The 21,459-nt window shown below is 44.4% G+C and carries 22 protein-coding genes; 13 read left to right on the forward strand and 9 right to left on the reverse strand.

The features are described 5' to 3' along the window. Positions 1–99 precede the first annotated feature (99 nt). Complete coding sequence (locus tag AND4_RS05430) at positions 100–1,035, reverse strand: endonuclease/exonuclease/phosphatase family protein (protein WP_009841912.1); 936 nt, start codon at positions 1,033–1,035, stop codon at positions 100–102. Between the two features lie 252 nt (positions 1,036–1,287). Here AND4_RS05430 and AND4_RS20430 point away from each other — a divergent pair, with 252 nt between their 5' ends. The 7 genes from AND4_RS20430 to blaCARB all read left to right on the forward strand — a co-directional run bounded on the left by AND4_RS20430 (position 1,288) and on the right by blaCARB (position 10,949). Continuing rightward, on the forward strand, positions 1,288–1,710 hold the full coding sequence (locus AND4_RS20430) for a hypothetical protein (RefSeq protein ID WP_009841913.1): 423 nt from the start codon (positions 1,288–1,290) through the stop codon (positions 1,708–1,710). A gap of 136 nt (positions 1,711–1,846) precedes the next feature. After that, positions 1,847–3,247 (forward strand): TolC family protein, encoded by a 1,401-nt coding sequence (locus AND4_RS05435; protein WP_009841914.1) that lies wholly within the window; start codon positions 1,847–1,849, stop codon positions 3,245–3,247. Then, entirely contained in the window at positions 3,244–4,950 is a 1,707-nt protein-coding gene (locus AND4_RS05440) for an efflux RND transporter periplasmic adaptor subunit (protein WP_009841915.1), read from the forward strand. The genes AND4_RS05435 and AND4_RS05440 overlap by 4 nt, the downstream gene beginning before the upstream one ends. A 2-nt stretch (positions 4,951–4,952) precedes the next feature. After that, positions 4,953–8,132, forward strand: a complete 3,180-nt coding sequence (locus AND4_RS05445; RefSeq protein ID WP_009841916.1) for an efflux RND transporter permease subunit — start codon at positions 4,953–4,955, stop codon at positions 8,130–8,132. Positions 8,133–8,210: 78 nt separating this feature from the next. Further along, a complete protein-coding gene (locus AND4_RS05450; protein ID WP_009841917.1) occupies positions 8,211–8,780 on the forward strand; it encodes a cupredoxin family protein in 570 nt (189 codons plus the stop codon). A 203-nt stretch (positions 8,781–8,983) separates the two neighbouring features. After that, complete coding sequence (locus AND4_RS05455) at positions 8,984–9,880, forward strand: LysR family transcriptional regulator (RefSeq protein ID WP_009841918.1); 897 nt, start codon at positions 8,984–8,986, stop codon at positions 9,878–9,880. Between the two features lie 217 nt (positions 9,881–10,097). Then, positions 10,098–10,949 carry a CARB/PSE/RTG family carbenicillin-hydrolyzing class A beta-lactamase gene (blaCARB, locus tag AND4_RS05460; RefSeq protein ID WP_009841919.1) on the forward strand — a complete coding sequence of 284 codons (852 nt, stop codon included), beginning with the start codon at positions 10,098–10,100 and terminating at the stop codon, positions 10,947–10,949. 176 nt (positions 10,950–11,125) lie between these two features. Here blaCARB and AND4_RS05465 read toward each other — a convergent pair whose 3' ends face one another. After that, positions 11,126–11,836: a beta/gamma crystallin domain-containing protein gene (locus AND4_RS05465; RefSeq protein ID WP_009841920.1), complete on the reverse strand. Its 711-nt coding sequence runs from the start codon at positions 11,834–11,836 to the stop codon at positions 11,126–11,128. Positions 11,837–12,202: 366 nt separating this feature from the next. Beyond that, on the reverse strand, positions 12,203–12,355 hold the full coding sequence (locus AND4_RS19875) for a hypothetical protein (RefSeq protein ID WP_086026795.1): 153 nt from the start codon (positions 12,353–12,355) through the stop codon (positions 12,203–12,205). A 293-nt stretch (positions 12,356–12,648) separates the two neighbouring features. On the opposite strand from AND4_RS19875, the gene speG reads away from it, so the two are divergent. Next, positions 12,649–13,173 carry a spermidine N1-acetyltransferase gene (speG, locus tag AND4_RS05475; protein ID WP_009841922.1) on the forward strand — a complete coding sequence of 175 codons (525 nt, stop codon included), beginning with the start codon at positions 12,649–12,651 and terminating at the stop codon, positions 13,171–13,173. Positions 13,174–13,263: 90 nt separating this feature from the next. On the opposite strand, the gene AND4_RS05480 is transcribed toward speG, so the two are convergent. Further along, complete coding sequence (locus AND4_RS05480) at positions 13,264–14,397, reverse strand: outer membrane protein transport protein (RefSeq protein ID WP_009841923.1); 1,134 nt, start codon at positions 14,395–14,397, stop codon at positions 13,264–13,266. Positions 14,398–14,794: 397 nt separating this feature from the next. Here AND4_RS05480 and AND4_RS05485 point away from each other — a divergent pair, with 397 nt between their 5' ends. From AND4_RS05485 to AND4_RS20515, 5 genes are all read left to right on the forward strand, one after another. Next, positions 14,795–15,046 carry a DUF6482 family protein gene (locus tag AND4_RS05485; protein WP_009841924.1) on the forward strand — a complete coding sequence of 84 codons (252 nt, stop codon included), beginning with the start codon at positions 14,795–14,797 and terminating at the stop codon, positions 15,044–15,046. Between the two features lie 151 nt (positions 15,047–15,197). Further along, positions 15,198–15,623 carry a universal stress protein gene (locus AND4_RS05490; RefSeq protein ID WP_009841925.1) on the forward strand — a complete coding sequence of 142 codons (426 nt, stop codon included), beginning with the start codon at positions 15,198–15,200 and terminating at the stop codon, positions 15,621–15,623. 452 nt (positions 15,624–16,075) lie between these two features. After that, entirely contained in the window at positions 16,076–16,411 is a 336-nt protein-coding gene (locus tag AND4_RS05495; protein WP_009841926.1) for a hypothetical protein, read from the forward strand. Positions 16,412–16,466: 55 nt separating this feature from the next. Beyond that, positions 16,467–16,595, forward strand: a complete 129-nt coding sequence (locus AND4_RS20510) for a hypothetical protein (RefSeq protein ID WP_009841927.1) — start codon at positions 16,467–16,469, stop codon at positions 16,593–16,595. Then, on the forward strand, positions 16,595–16,723 hold the full coding sequence (locus tag AND4_RS20515; RefSeq protein WP_009841928.1) for a hypothetical protein: 129 nt from the start codon (positions 16,595–16,597) through the stop codon (positions 16,721–16,723). The genes AND4_RS20510 and AND4_RS20515 overlap by 1 nt, the downstream gene beginning before the upstream one ends. Before the next feature lie 117 nt (positions 16,724–16,840). Here AND4_RS20515 and AND4_RS05505 read toward each other — a convergent pair whose 3' ends face one another. The 5 genes from AND4_RS05505 to AND4_RS05525 all read right to left on the reverse strand — a co-directional run bounded on the left by AND4_RS05505 (position 16,841) and on the right by AND4_RS05525 (position 21,399). Then, a complete protein-coding gene (locus tag AND4_RS05505) occupies positions 16,841–17,257 on the reverse strand; it encodes a MarR family transcriptional regulator (protein WP_009841929.1) in 417 nt (138 codons plus the stop codon). Beyond that, positions 17,257–18,195 carry a CDF family Co(II)/Ni(II) efflux transporter DmeF gene (gene dmeF / locus AND4_RS05510; protein WP_009841930.1) on the reverse strand — a complete coding sequence of 313 codons (939 nt, stop codon included), beginning with the start codon at positions 18,193–18,195 and terminating at the stop codon, positions 17,257–17,259. The genes AND4_RS05505 and dmeF overlap by 1 nt, the downstream gene beginning before the upstream one ends. 198 nt (positions 18,196–18,393) lie before the next feature. Continuing rightward, entirely contained in the window at positions 18,394–19,401 is a 1,008-nt protein-coding gene (locus tag AND4_RS05515; RefSeq protein WP_009841932.1) for a GTP-binding protein, read from the reverse strand. Beyond that, the gene (locus AND4_RS05520; RefSeq protein ID WP_009841933.1) at positions 19,391–19,951 is read right to left on the reverse strand and encodes a carbonate dehydratase; all 561 of its coding nucleotides are present in this window, start codon (positions 19,949–19,951) and stop codon (positions 19,391–19,393) included. Before AND4_RS05520 ends, AND4_RS05515 begins: the two co-directional genes overlap by 11 nt. 113 nt (positions 19,952–20,064) lie before the next feature. Next, on the reverse strand, positions 20,065–21,399 hold the full coding sequence (locus tag AND4_RS05525) for a dihydroorotase (protein WP_009841934.1): 1,335 nt from the start codon (positions 21,397–21,399) through the stop codon (positions 20,065–20,067). Positions 21,400–21,459 lie beyond the last annotated feature (60 nt).

A 21,459-nucleotide genomic window follows, 5' to 3' on the forward strand; every position in this document is an offset into this window, starting at 1 on the left:
GCTCCGCTCTGAAAAGAGAGGAGCAAGGCATAGTAGAGTAAAGACAGTTTTTGTCAGCGATGACCGATTCAGCTCACAATTTTGAGAATAAAACAGCTATTAATTCAGAATATTACCTATGACCGTCGTTACTAAACGATGATCAGAGCCATTCGGCTGACTGTTTGATAAGCGAGTACATATTTTTCTGTTCATGCTTTCTGATTTCAGCCAAAAATGATCAATCCCTATCATGGAGAAAGCTGGCACGGTTACGCTCTTTATCGACGTCGGCCAACTCGCAACAGGCTGAGTTTGGAAACGAGAAAACCGCTCGCTAAACCTCGGACTTACGGCGGACAGATTGAAATCTCCTATCACCATCATTTCGGGCTCCGGATACAAATCAGTGAGAGTTTCGATGGTCCGAATCAAAGCATTTCTTCGTTGCCACAATGGCTCGGTCCTCGGTGAAGGAGGGTGTGCAGTCATCAAAGTAATAGGCTCATCCACTTGCCATAAAGCGCGAATGATCTCCTGCCCATCAGGGGTGCGATAAATCGAAACTGGATCCAAAGGATAACGACTTAAAATCATTTGATTAGAAGGGTAACCAACACCAGGCTGACCGCCATAGTAGAAAGGATAAATATCATCAAGAAGGTGTAGTTCCTGCCCAACCTTAGTCGATAATTCCGCCATTACTACCAAATCAGCAGGGTGCTTCAGTAAATAATTTATAAACTGATTGATATCTGGATTTTCGTAAAACAGATTGAACTGAATAATTCTCAGTGGGTTTTCACAAGCTTTACTGCTGTTGACTTGAGTGGGCACAAGAAATGTTACAAAAGCACAACTGATGGCGATTGAAGTAAAGGCTCTCGCCCAACGAGCACAGACCAAAAATATCAAACTGAAAGCGAGGTAGATGATTAAAACGAGGGCTGGAATCGAAGTCAGATTCTCCGCCCACCAAACATCATGATAGTGCCGCGCCAACAACCAAATCGAGGCAGGTAAAAGCAGCAAAATCCATTTGATCAGTCTCTGCACGGACACGGCTCATTTAGCAATTACGTGTCATTAAACATAGTTGCTGTTTATCCCTCCGTCAGCACATCACGAAGCATTACATAACTGTTTGCACAACATTGTATAAACATATGTCAACACAAACTGCCCAGCTTAAAAGTGCAAAAGCCTATGAATTAAACTATTCTAATGGCAAAAGAAATAAGATATTGACCTTACCCTAAGGTTAACCTTTAAAGTACTAGAGCTGTCATCAAACAAACGGGAAAAGGTATGCGTCTAAATTCGCTGCATACAATCTGGTCAACTCTATTCACGACACTGATGCTACTAGTATCAAGTGTTACTAATAGCGCCCCTTTGATGAACATCCAAATGATGTCTACTGCTATAGCTCACCATTCCACAATGACGACTACTAGTAAACATAACGGTATGAGTAACATGATGACTCATACCATAACAGAAGCTTCCTTACCCACAAATATCAACAAATTGGGAACTAGCGCGAACTGCGATGGTGGCTCCGGCATACTTCACACCTGTTGCACTGCTGCATGCACATTTGTCTACGTTCCTCTACCGACTCCTGTCAATTTGCCAATACCTGTCGTATATCGCGCAGGCGTCACTGCTGATGTCACCCACCCCACCATACAAGTCAAAAATGACTTATACAGACCTCCAATAGCCTAAATCTGTCCCAAAATCGCTCCTGCATGTATATCGCAGGTCATTTAATAAGTCCGACTAACGGTATGAAGCTGGCGACTGTTTTCGCCTTAATCCCCCAGCTTTCAACCGTAGTTCTGGCGAACACAGGATTTAGATTATGGATTTCAAGCCATACTGCCAAACTGCACCTGCCTTGTTAATAGTTTTAGCATCAGGGCCTACATTGGTATACGCAGCCAGCGCAGAGACCGTAAGAAAACATTCGGCGCCAAACAAACATACATCAACAAATCAGCTCTCACAGCTGATCAACGTCGCTTTGAGCAACGATGGCAATCGCAAGCAATACTCAGCGCAATCTGCCGCCATGCGCGAAACCGGTGTTGCAAACTCTACCTTGATGGACCCAAAACTGAAAATTGGTTTTGGTGGCTTGCCTGTCGACAACTTCAAGTTCGATCAAGACCCAATGACCAATATCTCTGTTAGTTTAATGCAGCAATTCGAACGAGGCACCACGCTCGATCTGAAAGAGAAAAAAGCCAATCAACAAGCCGATGGCTTCGGGCTTCAAGTTCATGCTCGTGAGCTTGAGGTGGTCAACAGCATGACCCAACTTTGGTTAGAGCTCGGTTATCAGCAACGCGCGGAGCAAATCATGCTTGAAAACCGCAAGTTGATGAAAGAGGTGGAAAACTTTATTCAAACCAACTATTCGATTGGTAAAAGTGAAGCGCAAGACCTGCTCAACGCTCAACTTCAAGTGAGTAAGCTCGATGATCAGCTGCAAGCCAATGCGCAGATGCAACGTCGTCTTGTCTCTCAACTCTCGGAATGGTTGGGGTCGGACTGGTTAGCGAGCGAAGGGGCCCTCCATGCAAGTAATCAACTGAGCTGGGACACGCTAAACAGCAAACTCGCTTCCAGCATCGACTCCACCAAGCACTACCAACAACTCAGCCAACACCCGATGGTTAAGATGGCCGACGTAAGCATTTCTGCCACTAAAACTCAGATAGAAATTGCTGAGCAAGCCTACAACCCGCAATTTGGCGTCGAATTAATGTACGCCTACCGCCAAGCCGACAACATGATGGGTGAACCCGCCTCTGATTTGGTCAGCGCTTACCTAACCATGGACATTCCACTCTTCACGGGAGACCGCCAAGATCGCAATCTCGCGGCCGCTCAATACCAAGTTGGTGCAGCACAATCACAAAAAGACATCTTACTAGCGCAGATGAATGCCAAGGTGAACACTTTGCTGGTTGATCGCGACAACTTAACCCAGCGTTTAGAACGTTATCAATCCACCTTATTGCCTCAAGCGGAAGCGCGAATTAAAGCCGTTGAGCGAGGTTACCAAAACAACACAGCACAGTTTAACGATGTGATTTCTGCCACGACTGACGAGTTGGCACTACAGCTAGAACAACAACGTCTACTGACCGATCTGAATATCGCAAACAGCAATTTAGCCACCCTACTCGGTGGTTTCGACTATCAAGTCGAGCAAGTAGAACTGTCTGAATTTAAAAATAATAAGGTAAAACAATGAAAACATTACAAGTGGCAACCATCGCGCTGATTGTTGGTGGTGTTTTAGGGTTTGGTGCAAACCATTTTCTTACGGGCTCGGCTCACGACATGAGTGCGATGGGTGGCGAAACGACTACCAGTTCCAACGACCCTATCTACTGGGTTGCTCCGATGGATCCAAACTATAAACGTGACAAACCGGGTAAATCCCCAATGGGCATGGATTTAATTCCGGTTTACGCGGAAGATTTATCTGGTGAGAAAAGTGCACCGGGTACTATCACTATCGATCCTTCCGTTGAAAACAACCTCGGTGTAAAGACAGCAAAAGTAACGTTGGAAAAATTATCACCGCGTATTGAGACCGTCGGCTATATCGCCTTCGATGAAAGTCTGTTGTGGCAGACAAACGTTCGTGTTTCGGGCTGGGTAGAGAAACTTTACATCAATGCTGTGGGTGAAAAAGTGAAGAAAGGCGATGTGCTTTTCACGCTCTACTCTCCAGAACTGGTTAAAGCACAAGAAGAATTACTGAATGCTTATCGCACTGGCCGCAAAGGTCTTGTAAAAGGGGCGACCGAACGCTTGGTAACACTTGGTGTAGACCGTGCTCAAATCAAATCGATATCTCGACGTGGCAAAGCTTCCCAAAGTATTGAAATTAAAGCAACTGCAGATGGCGTACTCGCAAGTTTAAATGTACGTGAAGGTGGTTATTTGTCTCCAGCTCAAGCAGTCATTAGTGCCGGGCCATTAGACAATGTTTGGGTTGATGCGGAAGTCTTTGAGCGTCAAGCACACTGGATGAAAGCAGGCTCTCAAGCCACGATGACCCTTGACGCGATTCCGGGCAATGAATGGCAAGGTGTCGTGGATTACGTGTACCCAATCCTCGATCCGAAAACACGTACGTTGCGTGTGCGTCTTAAATTCCCTAATCCAGATGGCGCATTGAAGCCAAACATGTTCGCCAATATTGCCCTGCAGCCTGTCACTGACGATGCAGTATTAACCATTCCTAAGTCCTCCGTCATTCGTTCCGGTGGTATGACTCGTGTGGTTCTGGCAGAAGGCGATGGTAAATACCGCTCAGTTCGAATTGAAGTCGGTCGTGAAGCCGGAGAGCAAATCGAGGTATTACAAGGTCTGAAGCAAGATGACAAGATAGTCACCTCTGCGCACTTCATGCTCGATTCTGAATCTAGCCAATCTGCAGATCTATCTCGTATTAACGGTGTCGAACCGGAAGCAGAAACGGCATGGGCAAAAGGTGAAATCACCGATGTAATGGAAGATCACCGTATGCTGACCATCAACCACCAGCCGGTACCAGAGTGGGATTGGCCTGGCATGGTGATGAACTTCACTTTCGCTGATGGCATTGATATGGGTGACTTGAAAACAGGCCAAGCCATTGAATTTGAAATGCAAAAGACAGAATCTGGTCAGTACCAAATCATCGACTACAAGGCAGATCAAAGCGTCATTGCAGCAGAAGTTTGGCTAACTGGTGACATCACGATGCTAATGGCTGATTTTGGCATGATCACTTTAAACCACCTGCCAGTAGCTGAATGGAACTGGGATGCAGGCGAGATGAACTTCTCGGTCGGTGAAGAGGTGGATTTATCCGGTTTTGAAGAAGGACAAAAGGTTCGATTTCTAGTTGAAAAACAAGGGGCTGACTATGTTCTTAAACAGCTAGAGGCCGTTGAGGAGTAATTATGATCAGTGCAATTATTCGTTGGTCGCTCAACAACCGTTTCCTAGTGTTGATCGCCACTCTAGCGCTCGTGCTGGGTGGACTTTACAGTGTAAAGAATACGCCTGTTGACGCAATTCCGGATCTTTCTGATGTACAAGTGATCATCAAGACAAGCTATCCGGGCCAAGCTCCTCAAGTTGTCGAGGATCAAGTCACTTACCCGCTCACCACCGCCATGCTTGCCGTGCCGGGTGCTGAGACAGTTCGTGGCTACTCTTTCTTTGGTGACTCTTACGTTTATATCATTTTCAACGATGATACCGACATGTACTGGGCACGTTCACGCGTGTTGGAGTACTTAAGCCAAGTAGCACCAAAGCTGCCACCAAACGCAAAACCAACCCTAGGTCCTGATGCAACGGGTGTGGGCTGGGTTTACAGCTACGTATTACAAGACAAAACCGGCAAGCACGATTTAGCCGAACTTCGTAGCCTGCAAGACTGGTTCTTGAAGTACGAACTGCAAACCGTTGATGGCGTCTCTGAAGTCGCGACCGTTGGTGGCATGGTGAAGCAGTACCAAGTACAAATTGATCCTGCCAAGCTGCGTGCGTACAACCTCACTTTGCAGCAAGTGAATATGGCAATCCAAAATGGTAACCAAGAAACCGGCGCGTCCGTTATTGAAGTCGCAGAAGCTGAACACATGGTTCGTACCACGGGTTACCTAACCAGCATTGAAGACATAAAATCACTGCCTCTAAAAGTCACTGAGAAAGGCACGCCGTTGCTACTAGGCGACATCGCTGACATTAACCTTGGTCCACAAATGCGCCGTGGTATCTCAGAGCTGAATGGCGAAGGGGAAGCCGTTGGTGGCGTTATCGTAATGCGCTTTGGTGAGAACGCAAGTGAAGTCATTACAAAAGTAAAAGACAAACTTGCAGAACTACAGCACGGCCTACCAGAAGGTGTTGAAATTGTTGCGACTTACGACCGTTCGACTCTGATTGATGCAGCAGTAGAAAACCTATGGCAGAAACTCGCAGAAGAGTTCATCGTGGTTGCGATTGTGTGCGCGTTGTTCCTATTCCACATTCGTTCTTCGTTGGTTATCGCTCTGAGCCTTCCTGTCGGTATTCTTACTGCGTTTATCGTGATGCATTGGCAAGGCATTAATGCCAACATTATGTCCCTTGGTGGTATCGCGATTGCCATCGGCGCTATGGTGGATGGTGCAATCGTTATGATCGAAAACGTTCACAAGCACATTGAACGAACGCCACTGACCGATAAAAACCGATGGCAAGTCATCAGTAATGCGGCCGAAGAGGTCGGTGCTCCGCTGTTCTTCTCGTTGCTGATCATAACTCTAAGCTTCGTGCCTGTGTTCGCCTTGGAAGGCCAAGAAGGCAAGATGTTCTCACCACTTGCGTTCACTAAGACTTACGCTATGGCAGCGGCTGCTGGTTTGGCTATCACGCTTGTTCCTGTACTCATGGGTTACTTCATTCGCGGTAAGGTGCTACCGGAACACAAAAACCCGGTTAACCGCGGCCTAGTCGCGTTGTACCGTCCGTTGTTGAACACCAGCTTAAAATACCCTAAGACCATGATTGTTATCGCCTTAGGTCTAATGGCGTCGGCTTACTACCCAACCAGTAAACTGGGTAGCGAGTTCATCCCGCCGCTGGATGAAGGCGATTTGATGTACATGCCAACGACCTATCCGGGTATCTCGATTGGTAAGGCACGTGAGCTGCTACAGCAAACCAATAAGCTGATCAAAACCATCCCAGAAGTACAGACGGTATGGGGCAAGATTGGCCGAGCTGAGACCGCAACCGATCCAGCGCCACTCACCATGATCGAAACCGTGATTCAGTTGAAGCCACGTGATCAATGGCGTGAAGGGGTAACGACAGAATCACTGCGTAAAGAGTTCGATGCTCTAGTGCAATTCCCGGGATTAACCAACGCTTGGGTAATGCCGATCAAAACGCGTATCGACATGCTGGCAACGGGCATCAAAACCCCTATCGGCATTAAGATCGCCGGTCCCGATCTGAAAGTGATTGAGAAGATCGGTTCTCAGTTGGAGCCAATTCTTAACGGCGTACAAGGCACCGCATCGGTTTATGCAGAACGTGTAGCAGGAGGTCGCTATGTCACGATCGACATCAAGCGGCTCGCGGCGGCGCGTTACGGCTTAAACATTACAGACATTCAACAAGTTATCTCCACCGCAGTGGGTGGCATGAATGTGGGTGAAACTATTGAAGGCTTGGAGCGTTACCCAATCAACGTTCGTTACCCACAAGACTACCGTGACTCGGTGGTAAAACTGCAAAACCTGCCGTTAGTCACTCCAAATGGCGCTCGTATTGCGCTGGCTGATGTCGCGGACATTCGTTATGAAGACGGCCCTCCGATGATCAAGACAGAAAACGCACGCCCGAACGGCTGGGTATTTGTCGACATCGATGGTCGTGACCTTGGATCTTACGTCGTGGAAGCGCAGCAGGTCGTGGCGGACCAACTCGAGCTTCCTGCGGGTTACTCGCTGGCTTGGTCTGGTCAATACGAATACATGGAACGTGCGAAAGACCGCTTGAGTGTCGTGGTACCAATCACCATCGCCATCATTATGCTGCTGCTTTACTTCAGCTTCCGTCGCGTTGGCGAAGTGATGATCATCATGCTTACCCTGCCGCTCGCTATGGTCGGTGGTTTGTGGCTGATGCATATCCTCAACTACAACTTCTCGATTGCTGTTGGGGTCGGCTTTATTGCCCTAGCAGGCGTCGCGGTGGAAATTGGAGTCATCATGCTCGTCTACCTTAACCAAGCGTGGCACCACAAAAAGCTGGATGCAGAAGAGACCATGCAAAAGCTTGAGGCGAAAGACCTAACTGATGCCATTCGTGAAGGTGCAGGCTTACGTGTTCGCCCAGTAATGATGACGGTACTAACGGTCATTATTGGCCTTATTCCAATCATGTACGGTGAAGGTACAGGGTCAGAAGTAATGCAACGTATCGCCGCGCCAATGATTGGTGGTATGGCATCAGCATTGCTGCTCACGCTATTAGTACTGCCAGCCATCTTCAAGCTGTGGAAACAACGTGAGTTGTGCCAAAGCAATGCGACTAATCACCAAACTAGCACAAAAACTAGTGATGTAAACAACAACGCTTAATCCCTACTTTCCCCTCAAACGTTCAGTTTTAAGGGGAAATAATCAGATTATTTACCAATGAAAACGAGGATATAAAAGATGAAAAAGACACTAATCACCCTTACTCTAGCCTTAACAACAGCAACAACTGCTTTTGCACAAATGGATCATTCAAACATGGATCATGGCGATATGGATCATAGCAATATGAAGCATGAAAACATGGATCACGGCAGCATGAAGATGGACCATAGCAAAATGGACCATTCAAAGATGATGGATATGCCGGGTATGTCTGCGGTAGGTATGCCAGCAAAAGGCGCAAAACCAGATAAAGTGGTACACGTACTTTTGAGTGATGACATGAAGATCAAGTTCAAGAAAGACGTTAAGATTGAGCCAAACGACGTAGTGCAGTTTGTGGTGATGAACACAGGTAAGATCAACCATGAGTTTACCATCGGTTCGGCAAAAGAGCAGCGGGAACACCGCGAAATGATGAGGAACATGAGTGGTGACCACATGCACGATTCAGGTAATGCAGTCACGGTTGAGCCGGGTAAAGCCAAGCAATTACTGTGGCACTTCCACGGAGACAACAAGGTTGAGTTCGCTTGTAACATTCCTGGTCACGCAGAAGCGGGAATGGTTAAAAAGGTTGAACTGTAAATAAATATCTAAAAAAACAAAGGAGCTGGGTTACCCGCTCCTTTTCTCATTATTGAACACTCCTTCACGTGGTTCTCTTGTGCTTACTCTGGCAGAATACGTCGATTACATACTCATTTTTGAAAGTCAGAAACTTTAATTTGGACCTTTAAACGCAAAATAATGTCATATTCACAGTGAAATTTTAAGAATTGGGGCACCTTGTGGAATACTCGATAGATCTCAACTTATATCGCTTTTTGCACCTGATTTTTGAACAAAAATCGATGGTCAAAGTGTGTCAGGCGCTAGAAATAACCAGGGCAGCGTTTTATCTTCGGCTAGCCGATTGCCGTAAACTTTTCGGAAACCAGCTATTTATCACCAGAGAAGAGCTTTACCTGCCGACCCTATTTTGTCGCCAATTGATGAATACCATTGAGCAACCGCTGAAGCATTTAGAATCTGCGCAAGCTCAAGTCAACAGCATTGATGCTCATAGGCAAACCACTCAACTGAGCTTTTTTGTACCAAATCCACTCAGTGTCATCTTTACAAACTCACTACTCGAACTTCTCGATAACAACGAGACTATTACCGACTTTTCTGTGTTAGACAGGAGCTTAGAAAACATCGAATTGACCGAATCTGGCACCCTTTCTGTTGGAGTCTCAGGCTACCCATCAGAACTAAGTGAAAGTGTCCTAGAACGCAAAATTGGTAAACTAGGTTTGTACCTCTATACCTCAAAAAGTAACCCTTTGTGGCACCAAGACCAAATAGACATTCAGGCGTTGCAAAACGAGAAACTGGTGCGAATTTCGATGGGAGCAATCGACGATGAAATTTACGGCGGAAAGGCTGGTTTTACACTCTCAAGTCGCATAATGGTACCGTCAGTGACTACAGCATTAGATTGGCTGACTAACACTAACTATGTTTTAGCTTGTTTTGCACTCCCCGACTCCGTTCTACCGCACAACATAAAAAAAATACCTCTGACTCAGGATAGTACGCAGATGTTCGTGGATATTGGCTTACAGTTCCATAAGGATTGCCTCCAACATCCAATAATCACTAAATTGGAAAAGTGCCTATCTGATACCCTACTCGACTTGTAGCCGCTTATCCCATTTATACATCATTAAAATAGTTAACAAAAATCAGCCCCTAAAAAATGATCAGAAGCAAAAAATCAGCCTGAAATAAAGTCCTGCGTGCAATAAAACGACAAAAAAAAGACAATCGCCTAACAGTCATTAGAGTATTTAATCGCTATAGTTCCGACTATATTCACCAGAGTGTGAACCGCATTAAATAACACTAAGAAAACCAACAATGAAAAAGCGACTCCTACTATTAGTCTTGTTGACCTGCTCGGGTGCAACATACGCGGCCAAACTTAATGAGGCAATCTCTGCGATTGAAGAGCATATTTCCGGACGAATCGGTGTATCTGTTTGGGATACGCAAACTGACGAGCGTTGGGACTATCGTGGTGACGAGCGCTTCCCCATGATGAGTACTTTCAAAACTCTCGCTTGTGCGACGATGCTCAGTAATATGGACAATGAAACACTCGACAAAAATGCAACCGCTAAAGTGGAAAAGCATAACATGGTAGTGTGGTCACCAGTAATGGATCGCATGGCAGGCCAAACAATCCGTATTGAACACGCATGTGAAGCAGCAATGCTGATGAGCGACAATACCGCAGCCAACATTGTTTTACGTAGTATTGATGGTCCACAAGGCGTAACTAAATTCTTGCGCTCTATTGGCGATAAAATAACACGTCTTGATCGATTTGAACCGACACTGAATGAGGCGAATCCGGGTGACAAACAAGACACCACGACGCCTAACGCCATGGTAAACACACTTAACACTCTGTTAGAAAGCGATGCTCTATCCTATGAATCACGCATTCAACTTAAAATCTGGATGCAAGACAATAAAGTCTCTGATTCTTTGATACGTTCTGTGTTACCAAAAGGCTGGTCGATTGCCGATCGCTCTGGTGCAGGTGGCTTTGGCTCACGGGGCATTACCGCAATGGTTTGGAAAGAGAACCACAGGCCTATTTACATCAGCATTTACATAACCGAGACCGACTTATCGTTACAAGCTCGCGATCAAGTCATCGCTCAAATTAGCCAATTAATATTAGATGGGTATACTAGCATTTAAATAATCAAAGTATCTGACTTACGATTAAGGGGGGAGTCAAAGTCTTCATCTCCTCCCCCCAAGCATACAAACTCTCAACTCAAATTAGAAAGTTTTGTTTATGAAAATAAAAAATATTTAATCATAATCGACATCATTTTTATTAAAGGCAATAAGATTAGATTAAAATAGATATTCTAACTAGGTTCTTCAGAGATAAGAATGACATCAAACGTATTTTCTCTGACTTCAATAATATTTAAATTTTTAGGAAAGTTCTCAAACTCACCATGATCATGTGAAACTTCAATATTTCCATCGCCTTTAACTTTAAAATAAACGGAACCATTATTAATGTATTGACCATAATTAGGATCTGACTTTTCCATATTTCGAGTTGCAATACTTGCAATAATACTTTCTCCTCCATGAGTTGGATTGAGAGTGCCCACAAGCTGATAACCTACATTATTTGTACAAGAATATACGTCGGCTCCCTCACCTTCACCGTACACTTTAGCGCTCATACAGTATTTCTTATTTGTCTCAATACCATCGACTAAGCGAATTAAAACTCCTTCCACCTCCTTAGGGGTAATTTTAAAGCGAGAAAGCCCTCCAAGACTACTAATATCAGGGTTATCTTCTGACCATTCTTGTTGTATATCACCATATTGGTCTTCGGTAAAATGCCTCCAAGCGAATACTTTGGAATATTTACCTACTTTTACAGAATGAAAGTAATCATTCAACTCCCAAGGTAAGGAATAAACTCCATCGTGTTCATCATAAAACTTTGAATATCCCTCGTAATATTTATTCTTATAAAACTCAGCACCACGAGGAAAGTCTGCTGCAATTGAAGATGTTGTTAGAAACGCTAATGATATTGCAATTAATTTTTTCATATTTTTCACTCCTTAATTCTATGTGATTTACCAATATTAAATACTGCTACCTTGAAATTTTTAATTAAACAATCATAAATTTCAAGGTAGCGATATAGAAGTTTAAACATAAGGGATTGACACAGCTATTGGGGGTTGTATTTTTGTATTTGCTTGATAATTAAGGCTCTAATATTAAAATCCATATATTCATTTAAACACTAAGTATGAATTAAATATTAAGATACCCATTATTAGTTAAAAAAACAGTTCAGAAATGAGCTAGACATCTCTAAACGATATCGAATTACTGACAGGACTAATTAATGATAAGAGCTCAAAAAAGGCAGCTTGTAAGCTACCTTTTTATAAATCAGCAGAATAGATTTACGCTTTTTTAATATCTTTAGTTGGGTAAGTGAGCGTTGCTTCGCCAGCCTGAACTCGTGCGTAGAAACCGCCGCTGCTTAGACCTTTTACTATCATTTTACCTAGATCGATACCTTTAGTCGCGACGACTACATCACCGATTGAAAACATATTAAATACCTTGTTTATGTAAATTATGACCTTAAATCGTTGGCGGTATTTAATCTGAAATCCTCCCCTGAACCTAATCAGGTTTTTTGTCGTCATGATTAACTTCCATTATCGCTCTAGCCTTTGTTTTAGCTGGATTTATCAGAATTTGATGGGAATCGATTTTATGGTCATTAGTTAACAGTACATAAAGAGAAACTTCACCAACATGGGCTAAGATAACGGTGTTATATACCCATGATACTTCGAGTTGCTGGGTATAATATTATCGCTTTGTTATCTGGAGATAGACGATGAAAAATGCCCTCACAATTCGTGCTTTAGAACGTTCAGACCTGCGCTTTATTCACGACCTCAACAATAACCGCAGTATCATGACGTATTGGTTTGAGGAACCGTACGAGTCCCACGATGAGCTAGAGGAGCTTTATCGCAAACATATTCACGACGATGCGGAGCGTCGTTTTGTTGTAGAAGATGAACACGGGGTCTTGATAGGTTTAGTGGAGCTGATTGAAATCAACTACATTCATCGTAGTGCCGAGTTTCAAATCATCATCGCGCCAGAACACCAAGGGCGAGGTTATGCGGAGGAGGTGATCAACCGTGCCTTAGACTACTCATTCTCAATCTTAAACCTACATAAAATCTATTTACTGGTTGCGTTAGATAATGAAAAGGCGATTCATCTTTACCAAAAATGCGGCTTTATTGAAGAGGGTCACCTGGTGCAAGAGTTCTTCATCAACGGCAGCTACCGCGATGTGAAACGCATGTATATCCTGCAAGACCACTACCGGACACCAGTGAAAGCGTAAATAAATGAGTTCCCACTGCACTCCAACGAATCGAAGTAAGATCGGGAACACATTTACCACCGTTTAATTAATTTTGGACTTCAAATCATTTTACTCATAGCAAGATTGGTTTTTCCAACTGTAACCAACGCTCAAGAAATACAGTGCGGGATCATCGAAACTTGCTATCGAGTTACCAGAAGGGCCTTGAACCTCAGAAGATTCAATTAAGGTCGCCTCAAACGCAAAAGAAACCGTGCTTGCTTCGTCAATCTTGTAATCAATGCCTGTACCTAATCGGTAAGCGTTTCCAGAAGGAATCGTAAGGTCGCCATTAGATTGGTCTGCGAACAAACTAGAGTCAAATGCAAAACCTGTATTCCACATGACTTTACTGTTCACCTTGTATTGTGTACCGAGCGCAATTTGGTAGGTATCTTGTGTCTCAACATCCATGACGGTTTGGTATGCACTCCAATCTTGCCAGTTCAGGTTGCCCATCACCGCCAATTTATCGTTTAACTCGTGGTAAGCACTGAATACTAATTGTTGTGGCGCTACTGCATCAGTCAAAAAGTCTTTGTCTTCAAATTCAAATTCGGTCTCGTTGGAGTAAGATAGACCTAAACGCGTACCTGAGTTCAGCTCGTAAAGTAAACCGATTCGGCCATTGACTTGTACATCGGTATCTTCAACACCAACAGATAAAGACTTGCTGGCATTTTTTACATCAATATCAAGCGTACCGTAGTGGATACCTAATGCAGCACCTACCGACCACTGATCGTTAATACGGAAAGAGGCAGATGGCTGAATGGTCAAAGCTTGAGTGATCGCATTGGGAATATCGATATGATCAAACAGGTTTTCGTATTCCAGACCAAGGCCATAGTTACCATATACACCAATACCAAGCGTCCACTTATCGTTCACTTGCTGGCTATAAAACGCAGAGCCGAGTGGCACGTACCCAATGATATTTCCCGCATCACCACCATTAGCCGTATCTAGCGTGGTATCACCGTATAAGCTGATCAGATTACCGGAAAATGACTGGCCCGCCACATTTGATAAGCCAGCAGGGTTTGCTGACATAACCGAGGCATCTTGCGCCCGCGCTGCCATACCCGCAGAAGCTAAACCGATATCAGCTGTAGAAGTCTCATATAAATACACTCCTCCGGCTTGCACTGCGGCACACGAAAAGAGGGATCCTGCAAAAACCATTTTAGTCAGATTTTTCATATTATCTTTATTCCACTTGAACTAACTACATGCGTATCCGCTCCCCTTCCAATGAAAGGTAAGTCAACAAACTTTGGATAAATTAAGGACGAGCTATTCAACGCTGTAAAACAAAGTGGAAGAATAATAGGAAGCTCTATCACCTATGGTTATATGCGTTATAACCTTACTTTTAACTGACTAAGATCAGACTAAAGCACCCCCGAAGATTGCGTTTTGATTCTGTATAGATTCAAGCCCTTCATTAAAGGCTTTCTTTTTACTTAACCCTGCTCAACAGTCGTATCTGTATGCAGAATAATAGGCTAAATATTGCGAGAAGATCTCGGTATAAGTGAACCAAAAACCTAAATCTAACGTAAGTGCCAAGATATGAACGCACCAATGGGAAAGGGCTATGAATTTGTTGATTGAATCGGTTGAGGGAGGAATCTACCTCGCCTACAACGTTGAAAACCAAACACAATCACTCATCCTTAACGAAAATAAAAGCCCGCTCAGGTTCTCAAGCCTTTGTGAGGCGAGGGATCACTTTCGCGGCAGCGGCTATTCGTCAGCAAAGCTTGTCCACCTCAACGCATCTGACGAAATGTGCGGCGAGCAAATACCCTGCGACATGCCTTTAGAAATTGAATTGAGTTGGTATTGATACTTGGCGATACCTTTGACTCCATAACGAATCGCGCTCTCTACTGATAATCTACCAAAGTTTTCTTTAGCAATTTCTGGAGCTTATCTGCATATTTTTTCTCCAAGACATACTATGCTATCAGTAGTGTATTCTACAAAAGAGCATGGTTATGAAATACAAACATATCCTAGTCGCACTGGAACTGTCTGAAGAGAGTACTGTGTTGATTGACCGCGCTGTATCCATGGCGAATTATTTCGGTTCAGAAATTTCCTTCATTCACATCGACGGCACTCATGGCGAAATTTATCGCGAGCTCGTTGACATCAGAGCGTTTCCAGAACAAAGACCACTTGGGGAACGCTCTATGGAATATTTAAGGTCATTCAGCGATTATACAGAGCAACCGTTGAAACATTTCTTTGTCGGTACTGGTGACTTGGCTGACAAACTAGAAGTGACAATCAAAGAGCAAGAAGTAGACCTCCTCATCTGTGGTCACCACCAAGATTTTTGGAGCAAGATTATTTCTTACTCTAGACATCTTATTAACAATTCTCCGGTCGATATTCTAGTTGTGCCGATTCACGATTAGCGAGACCACCGCAATAATAAAACGCGTGTCCATTCGCCCTTCTGCTTGTCCTAAGTTGGTCAATGGACATTATTTTGCGTCTTTTAAGACATACCAATCGCACTAAGTAACCCGTCGTTATTGCCGCTTTAAAAGCCCTTCCTACACCCAGTCTATCTCGACAACAAACAAAGCACGATGCTCAGAATGATTAAATTCGCAACAAAAGTTGATTGTTGTTCTGAGTAATTATTTTTGTTTGTCGCATCCAGCAACAACCCATATTATCCACACCATTGAGGATATCTTTCCTTACGCTCTTTAATAATCAAGTGCCGTACTTCCTCACTTGGCGACTCTCCTACTGATGTAAAAAATTTCCTTTTGATTCTCATTTTCTAATTTTTACAACCACCGAGCAGAGTATTAAGCACTGTGTTCAACATTACCGTCTATTCATGTAGGGAATCATCGTGGATAAATATCAAGCTGCATACGCTAAGCGTCTAGAAAAGTTGAAGTACAATCGTTCACCAAGAGCTGTTGCGCGTATTTCAGCGTGGAATGCATTTTTTAACAAAGAATATGAAATTCAAGATCTAGAGTCTCAAATAGCAGACTCAGCACGTCGTCACTACGAGCAATCTGATGTTAAAAATGAAATCAGCTTTGGTTCATTTAAACGCGCATTTTATAAAGAATCGATCGTGATTTATGACCTAACCGACGGCGCTTCAATTCAGAGAGTATTTACACCGCTACTTGTGTTAACCACAGCATGGGTGCTGTTTGTGTATTTTGCTCAGTAACTGAAGAACCCGAATTCATCAAGCAATAGCAAAACGATTGGTAGAGAGTTTAAGGATGAAAGGAAGAAACATTGCGGCATTTGCCATTGTGGTGGCAGCATTTGTGTTTGGTTATAGCTTTAAAGCTCACCAAGAAGCAAATGGTGTCATTTACCCAACTTTTAAGAAGGAGTTTAATCTCTAATGCCTAAGATTACCCTTCTTCTACTCACAACAACGGTAGCCATGGGCGTTACCGGCGCTGCCTTCTGCGTTGGTATTACGTATACATTTACGCAACTGCCAATCGAACAAATTTTATCGCACTTATAAAATAGTAGAGCATGTCTATGCTCTACTATTTGCTATTTGCTATTTGCTATTTGCTATTTGCTATTTGCTATTTGCTATTTGCAGCTCAGTATCTGAATTTAGAAACGAAAAGCTCAATCAAAATTCTTTGTTCATCTTCTGTAAACAGACAAACAATATTGCCTGATGTTCAGGGTCGATATTACGCGTTAAGTCTTGAACCAAATCTAAATGCAACTGATTGTGATGACGATGAATCTCCTCACCTGCTGGTGTAAGCTTAACGACGATAGCACGCCGATCCTCTGGATGTGGACAACGCTCAATAAGTTCTGCTTTCACCAGCTTTTCAATTTGTACGGTCAGGGTGCCTGTTGTAATACCGAGTTTTTCGGCCAGCTCTTTCATGCGCAACGCACCATGCCCACCTAATACTTCAATCGTGTGGATTTGGGCCAGTGAATAACCGGTGTCTTTTACTACAGATTGCTCCCAAGAAGACATTTTGTCATAGAACTCGGTAAGCGTTTGATTCAGCTTTTCTAATTCGCGCATCAGTCAGTCGTTTGAACTTCCAAAGTTAGGTGGTTAATCTTATCAAATTTACTCAATAATTGCTTAAATTCATCCAACGTTTTGTCGCTGTGGTTGTACAGCGCAATTGCCGCAGAGTAATGATGACCACTCACCTTCCAAATGTGTAAATCAACAATTTCAGCATAAGGGGCAAGGGTCTCAGCAATCTCATTTCGGTAGGACTTGTTGATACTCTCATCCAACAATACGGGAGCCGTTTGCTTCACTAAACCCAGAGTCCATTTACCGATGACCAAGGCACCAACAATCCCCATCATGGCATCCAACCAAACCCAACCGTAAAACTTACCGACAATCAACGCGACAATCGCCAGCAAAGACGTCAGCGTATCCGCCAACACATGCAAGTATGCTGCGGTTAAGTTGTGGTCATGATGGTGTTCGTGCCCATGAGCATGGTGATCGTGAGAATGATGATCGTGAGAATGATGATCGTGATGGTCATGACCATGATGATGGTGGTCATGCAGAAGTAACATACTTGCAAGGTTCACCACTAAACCAATCACCGCCACCATAATGGCTTCGTTAAACTGAATGCTTTCTGGGTTGAAGAGACGATGAATCGACTCGACCATCATCATCAATGCCACAATTCCCAAAGCAATCGCGCTAGTAAAACCCCCTAGGACACTAACCTTACCCGTTCCAAATGAGAAACGGTCATTACGAGCGTTTTGCTTCGCGTAGCGGTACGCAAACAAGGTAATACAAAATGCTGCTGCGTGGGTGCCCATATGCCAACCATCGGCCAGCAACGCCATTGAGCCAAACATGGTCCCTGCAGTAATCTCCACCACCATGGTGGTTACTGTGAGGATCAATACATAAAGCGTGCGTTTTTCACCCTTGTGGTTATGAGTTACGAAATCATGTGAATGTTGCGATACAGCCATTGCGACACTACCTTCTGGATTTAGTTTGATTGTCAAATTATTTGAACTTAATTTAGTTTGACTATCAAACAATGTCAATGCCGAACGTCATCATTACCAAAAGATGACGTTAGTGGCACTCAAGGAGATAAGAAGACAAACACAGAGGGAGATGAAAAAAGAAACGCGGGCATTAATGAGAACAATGCCCGCTTAGTCTTAAACCAATTCGCAAGAGAGAAGCTCTGTTTCAAATTGCTCATCGATGTTGTTTGCAATCAGTTCAATTCGGCTTTCAGCGCAATCATCCAACTCCACTTCCTGTAGCCCATCCGGCGTTAGGTTATAGCCATAAATGCCATCGCCAGTAATAAACACCGCTTTCATGCGCTCCACTTCCAACTCGACCAACAGAGGGATCAGCTTGCGGCGATCGAACACTTTATCGGGAGCAAAACGCCAACCGACACTCTGGAAACCTTCGCCTGAATTGGTCGCTTTGAGCATGCCACTCTCAGGCATTGGCATGTCTGAAGCCAACGGCTTATCACTCGCATGATGATGATGGTGATGGTGCGGCGGATGCTCATGAATGGTGGTCTCACCTTCAAATTCAGCAAACGGAATCACACCATGCTGAGCAAAAACCACCTTAGTATTCGGGCGCCCAACTTCCGCCACGTAAGCTTCTAGCTTTTGGGCATCACCCTCTTGATACAGGTCGAGCTTGTTGCCCACCACCGTATCGGCAATCGCAATTTGTTGGTTGAATGTGTCATGGTGTGTGTAGCGCTCATCTGCAAGCTTACGCGCGTCGACCAAAGTGATGTTCTTTTGTAGCGAAAGCACTTGGCGATAATGATCTGTCGACAACACTTGCAGTACTTCTTTCGGGTGACCAAGCCCAGTTGGCTCAATCAGCAGACGGTCTGGCTTCGCTTCATTGAGCAGTTGGTTTAGGGCGATTTGCATGGGCAACCCCGCAGCGCAGCACATGCAGCCGCCGGGTACTTCACGAATAAACACTTGCTGATCCTCGTTTTGTTGCCCTTGAACTAAGCTGCCATCAACACCGATTTCACCAAACTCATTCACTAATACCGCCCAGCGTTCGTTCTCTGGCTTATTCGCCAGTAAATTCAAAATCGCTGACGTTTTTCCTACGCCCAGAAACCCAGTAATGATGTTAGTAGGAACACCAAGTAAGGGTTGGTTCTCAGAGCTCATTGGCAATTCTCCTGTAGCCTTGCACCAGCTCATGGTTTGCTGAAACCACAGACTCTGAAAACGCCGAGTATTCCGGTGGCACTTTCGAGATACTGTTCAAATCAAAATCGACGCCAATATTGGTCATTGGCGGAACATGGAAATTCTCTGGCAAGTCTAGACCATCCACCACGCAGTTGTGACGAATAACGCATCTCTTGCCAATCACAGCATTAAACACCACCGAGTTAAAGCCAATGAACACATCATCGCTAACTTCACACGGACCATGAATAATCGATCGATGCGCAATGGATGAGCGCTCACCAATGGTCACGGCAGCGCCTTCTTTTGAGTGAATGACCACGCCATCTTGAATGTTAGTATCACGCTTGATGACGATGGCTTCCATATCGCCTTGCTCGTTCACTTCATCGGCGCGTATCACCGCGTAAGGACCAATAAAAACGTTATCTTCAATGATCACTTTGCCACAGATGATCGCCGTCGGGTCGATGAAGGCCGTTTCTGAAACGTCAGGCATGTGACCAGTAGGATTTCTTCTTAACATATTGATTTCTCTTAATTCGGTGTCATAAAGACACTCAAGCTACGACAAGATGATTTCTACAAATCGGACTTAAACAAAACGTCTATATTTAAGCTTCCGAAAAAACGCACTATCTATTTGTCGAACACCAACCGCATCGCCTTAGCTGCCTGTGCATTCACTTGCTGGTCGGCATACACCAAGCTGCCATTGACCCAAGTTTTCTTGATTTGTGCGCTAAACTGATGACCCGAAAATGGCGACCAACCACAGTGGTACAAGCAGTTTTCATTGGTCACTAAGGTCGGCGTATTTGTATCCACTAACACCAAATCCGCAAAATAGCCTTCACGAATAAAGCCACGTCGCTCAATACCGTAGCGAATAGCTGGGTTATGTGCCGTCTTTTGCACAACTTGTTCCATTGTCATACGCCCACGAGCAACGTGATCAAACAAAGATAGCAGTGCGTGCTGCACCAAAGGTAAGCCCGCTGGTGCTTGCTCGTAAGGCACCTGTTTTTCTTCCCATGTGTGAGGGGCGTGATCAGTGGCGATAATGTCAATTTGGCCAGCATTCAACGCTTTTAGAATGGCTTCGCGGTCACTTGGGTATTTCACCGCTGGATTACATTTGATTTGGTTACCACGCTCTGCATAATCTTCATTGCTAAACCACAGATGATGAACGCAAGCTTCTGCGGTAATGTTTTTGTTCTCGATAGCGCCAGCCTCAAACAGTGCCAACTCTTTTGCTGTTGTGATGTGCAGAACATGCAGCTGACTGTTATGCTTCTTAGCCAGTTCTACCGCATAAGAGGACGACGCATAGCATGCTTCGTCATCACGCAGAACCGGATGATCTTCAATGGTGAATGCCGACTTATCTTTTCGTAGTCGGTGTGTGTTTTGCGCAATCACAGGCCCACTCTCACAGTGCGTCACAATCAACACAGGTGAATCGCGGAAAATTTCATCTAAGGCTTGTGGCGCTTCGACCAACAAATCACCCGTAGAAGCACCCATAAACACTTTCACGCCGCAGTGCTTCTTCGGATCAAGCTGTTTGATTTGCTCAAGATTATCTTCTGTCGCACCTAGGTAGAAAGAGTAGTTAGCAAGCGAATTTTGCTCGGCAATCGCAAATTTGCGTTCCAACGCTTCTATAGTAGTGGTTGCGGGGCTGACATTTGGCATTTCCATATAACTTGTAATACCACCAGCAACCGCAGCCCGAGATTCTGAAGCGATTGAACCTTTGTGCGTCAGCCCCGGCTCACGAAAGTGCACTTGATCATCAATCATACCCGGAATCAGATAGCACCCTTTCGCATCAATCACCGTATCTTCCGGTTTAGCCGCGATGTTGGTTGAGATAGTTTCGATTCGCTGATCGACAATTCTCAAGTCAGTCTCAGTAATGGTTCCTTCGTTGACGACAAGAGCGTTTTTAATCAGTGTTGCAGGCATAGCGGTTCAGGGCTCCTTGCTGATGATGCTAGTAATTGGAAGGGATAAATGTTAACGACG

The sequence above is a fragment of the Vibrio sp. AND4 genome (genome assembly GCF_000171815.1).
GTDB lineage: Bacteria > Pseudomonadota > Gammaproteobacteria > Enterobacterales > Vibrionaceae > Vibrio.

What these genes read in the sequence shown, in the direction of transcription:
- AND4_RS05450 (WP_009841917.1), top strand. Translation starts at nt 8,211, where the DNA reads ATGAAAAAGACACTAATCACCCTTACTCTAGCCTTAACAACAGCAACA.
- AND4_RS05505 (WP_009841929.1), bottom strand. Translation starts at nt 17,257, where the DNA reads ATGCGCGAATTAGAAAAGCTGAATCAAACGCTTACCGAGTTCTATGAC.
- AND4_RS05520 (WP_009841933.1), bottom strand. Translation starts at nt 19,951, where the DNA reads ATGTTAAGAAGAAATCCTACTGGTCACATGCCTGACGTTTCAGAAACG.
- AND4_RS05440 (WP_009841915.1), top strand. Translation starts at nt 3,244, where the DNA reads ATGAAAACATTACAAGTGGCAACCATCGCGCTGATTGTTGGTGGTGTT.
- AND4_RS20430 (WP_009841913.1), top strand. Translation starts at nt 1,288, where the DNA reads ATGCGTCTAAATTCGCTGCATACAATCTGGTCAACTCTATTCACGACA.
- AND4_RS05445 (WP_009841916.1), top strand. Translation starts at nt 4,953, where the DNA reads ATGATCAGTGCAATTATTCGTTGGTCGCTCAACAACCGTTTCCTAGTG.
- AND4_RS05485 (WP_009841924.1), top strand. Translation starts at nt 14,795, where the DNA reads ATGAATTTGTTGATTGAATCGGTTGAGGGAGGAATCTACCTCGCCTAC.
- speG (WP_009841922.1), top strand. Translation starts at nt 12,649, where the DNA reads ATGAAAAATGCCCTCACAATTCGTGCTTTAGAACGTTCAGACCTGCGC.
- AND4_RS05525 (WP_009841934.1), bottom strand. Translation starts at nt 21,399, where the DNA reads ATGCCTGCAACACTGATTAAAAACGCTCTTGTCGTCAACGAAGGAACC.
- AND4_RS05435 (WP_009841914.1), top strand. Translation starts at nt 1,847, where the DNA reads ATGGATTTCAAGCCATACTGCCAAACTGCACCTGCCTTGTTAATAGTT.
- AND4_RS20515 (WP_009841928.1), top strand. Translation starts at nt 16,595, where the DNA reads ATGCCTAAGATTACCCTTCTTCTACTCACAACAACGGTAGCCATGGGC.
- AND4_RS19875 (WP_086026795.1), bottom strand. Translation starts at nt 12,355, where the DNA reads ATGTTTTCAATCGGTGATGTAGTCGTCGCGACTAAAGGTATCGATCTA.
- AND4_RS05480 (WP_009841923.1), bottom strand. Translation starts at nt 14,397, where the DNA reads ATGAAAAATCTGACTAAAATGGTTTTTGCAGGATCCCTCTTTTCGTGT.
- AND4_RS05515 (WP_009841932.1), bottom strand. Translation starts at nt 19,401, where the DNA reads ATGAGCTCTGAGAACCAACCCTTACTTGGTGTTCCTACTAACATCATT.
- dmeF (WP_009841930.1), bottom strand. Translation starts at nt 18,195, where the DNA reads ATGGCTGTATCGCAACATTCACATGATTTCGTAACTCATAACCACAAG.
- AND4_RS20510 (WP_009841927.1), top strand. Translation starts at nt 16,467, where the DNA reads ATGAAAGGAAGAAACATTGCGGCATTTGCCATTGTGGTGGCAGCATTT.
- AND4_RS05490 (WP_009841925.1), top strand. Translation starts at nt 15,198, where the DNA reads ATGAAATACAAACATATCCTAGTCGCACTGGAACTGTCTGAAGAGAGT.
- AND4_RS05465 (WP_009841920.1), bottom strand. Translation starts at nt 11,836, where the DNA reads ATGAAAAAATTAATTGCAATATCATTAGCGTTTCTAACAACATCTTCA.
- blaCARB (WP_009841919.1), top strand. Translation starts at nt 10,098, where the DNA reads ATGAAAAAGCGACTCCTACTATTAGTCTTGTTGACCTGCTCGGGTGCA.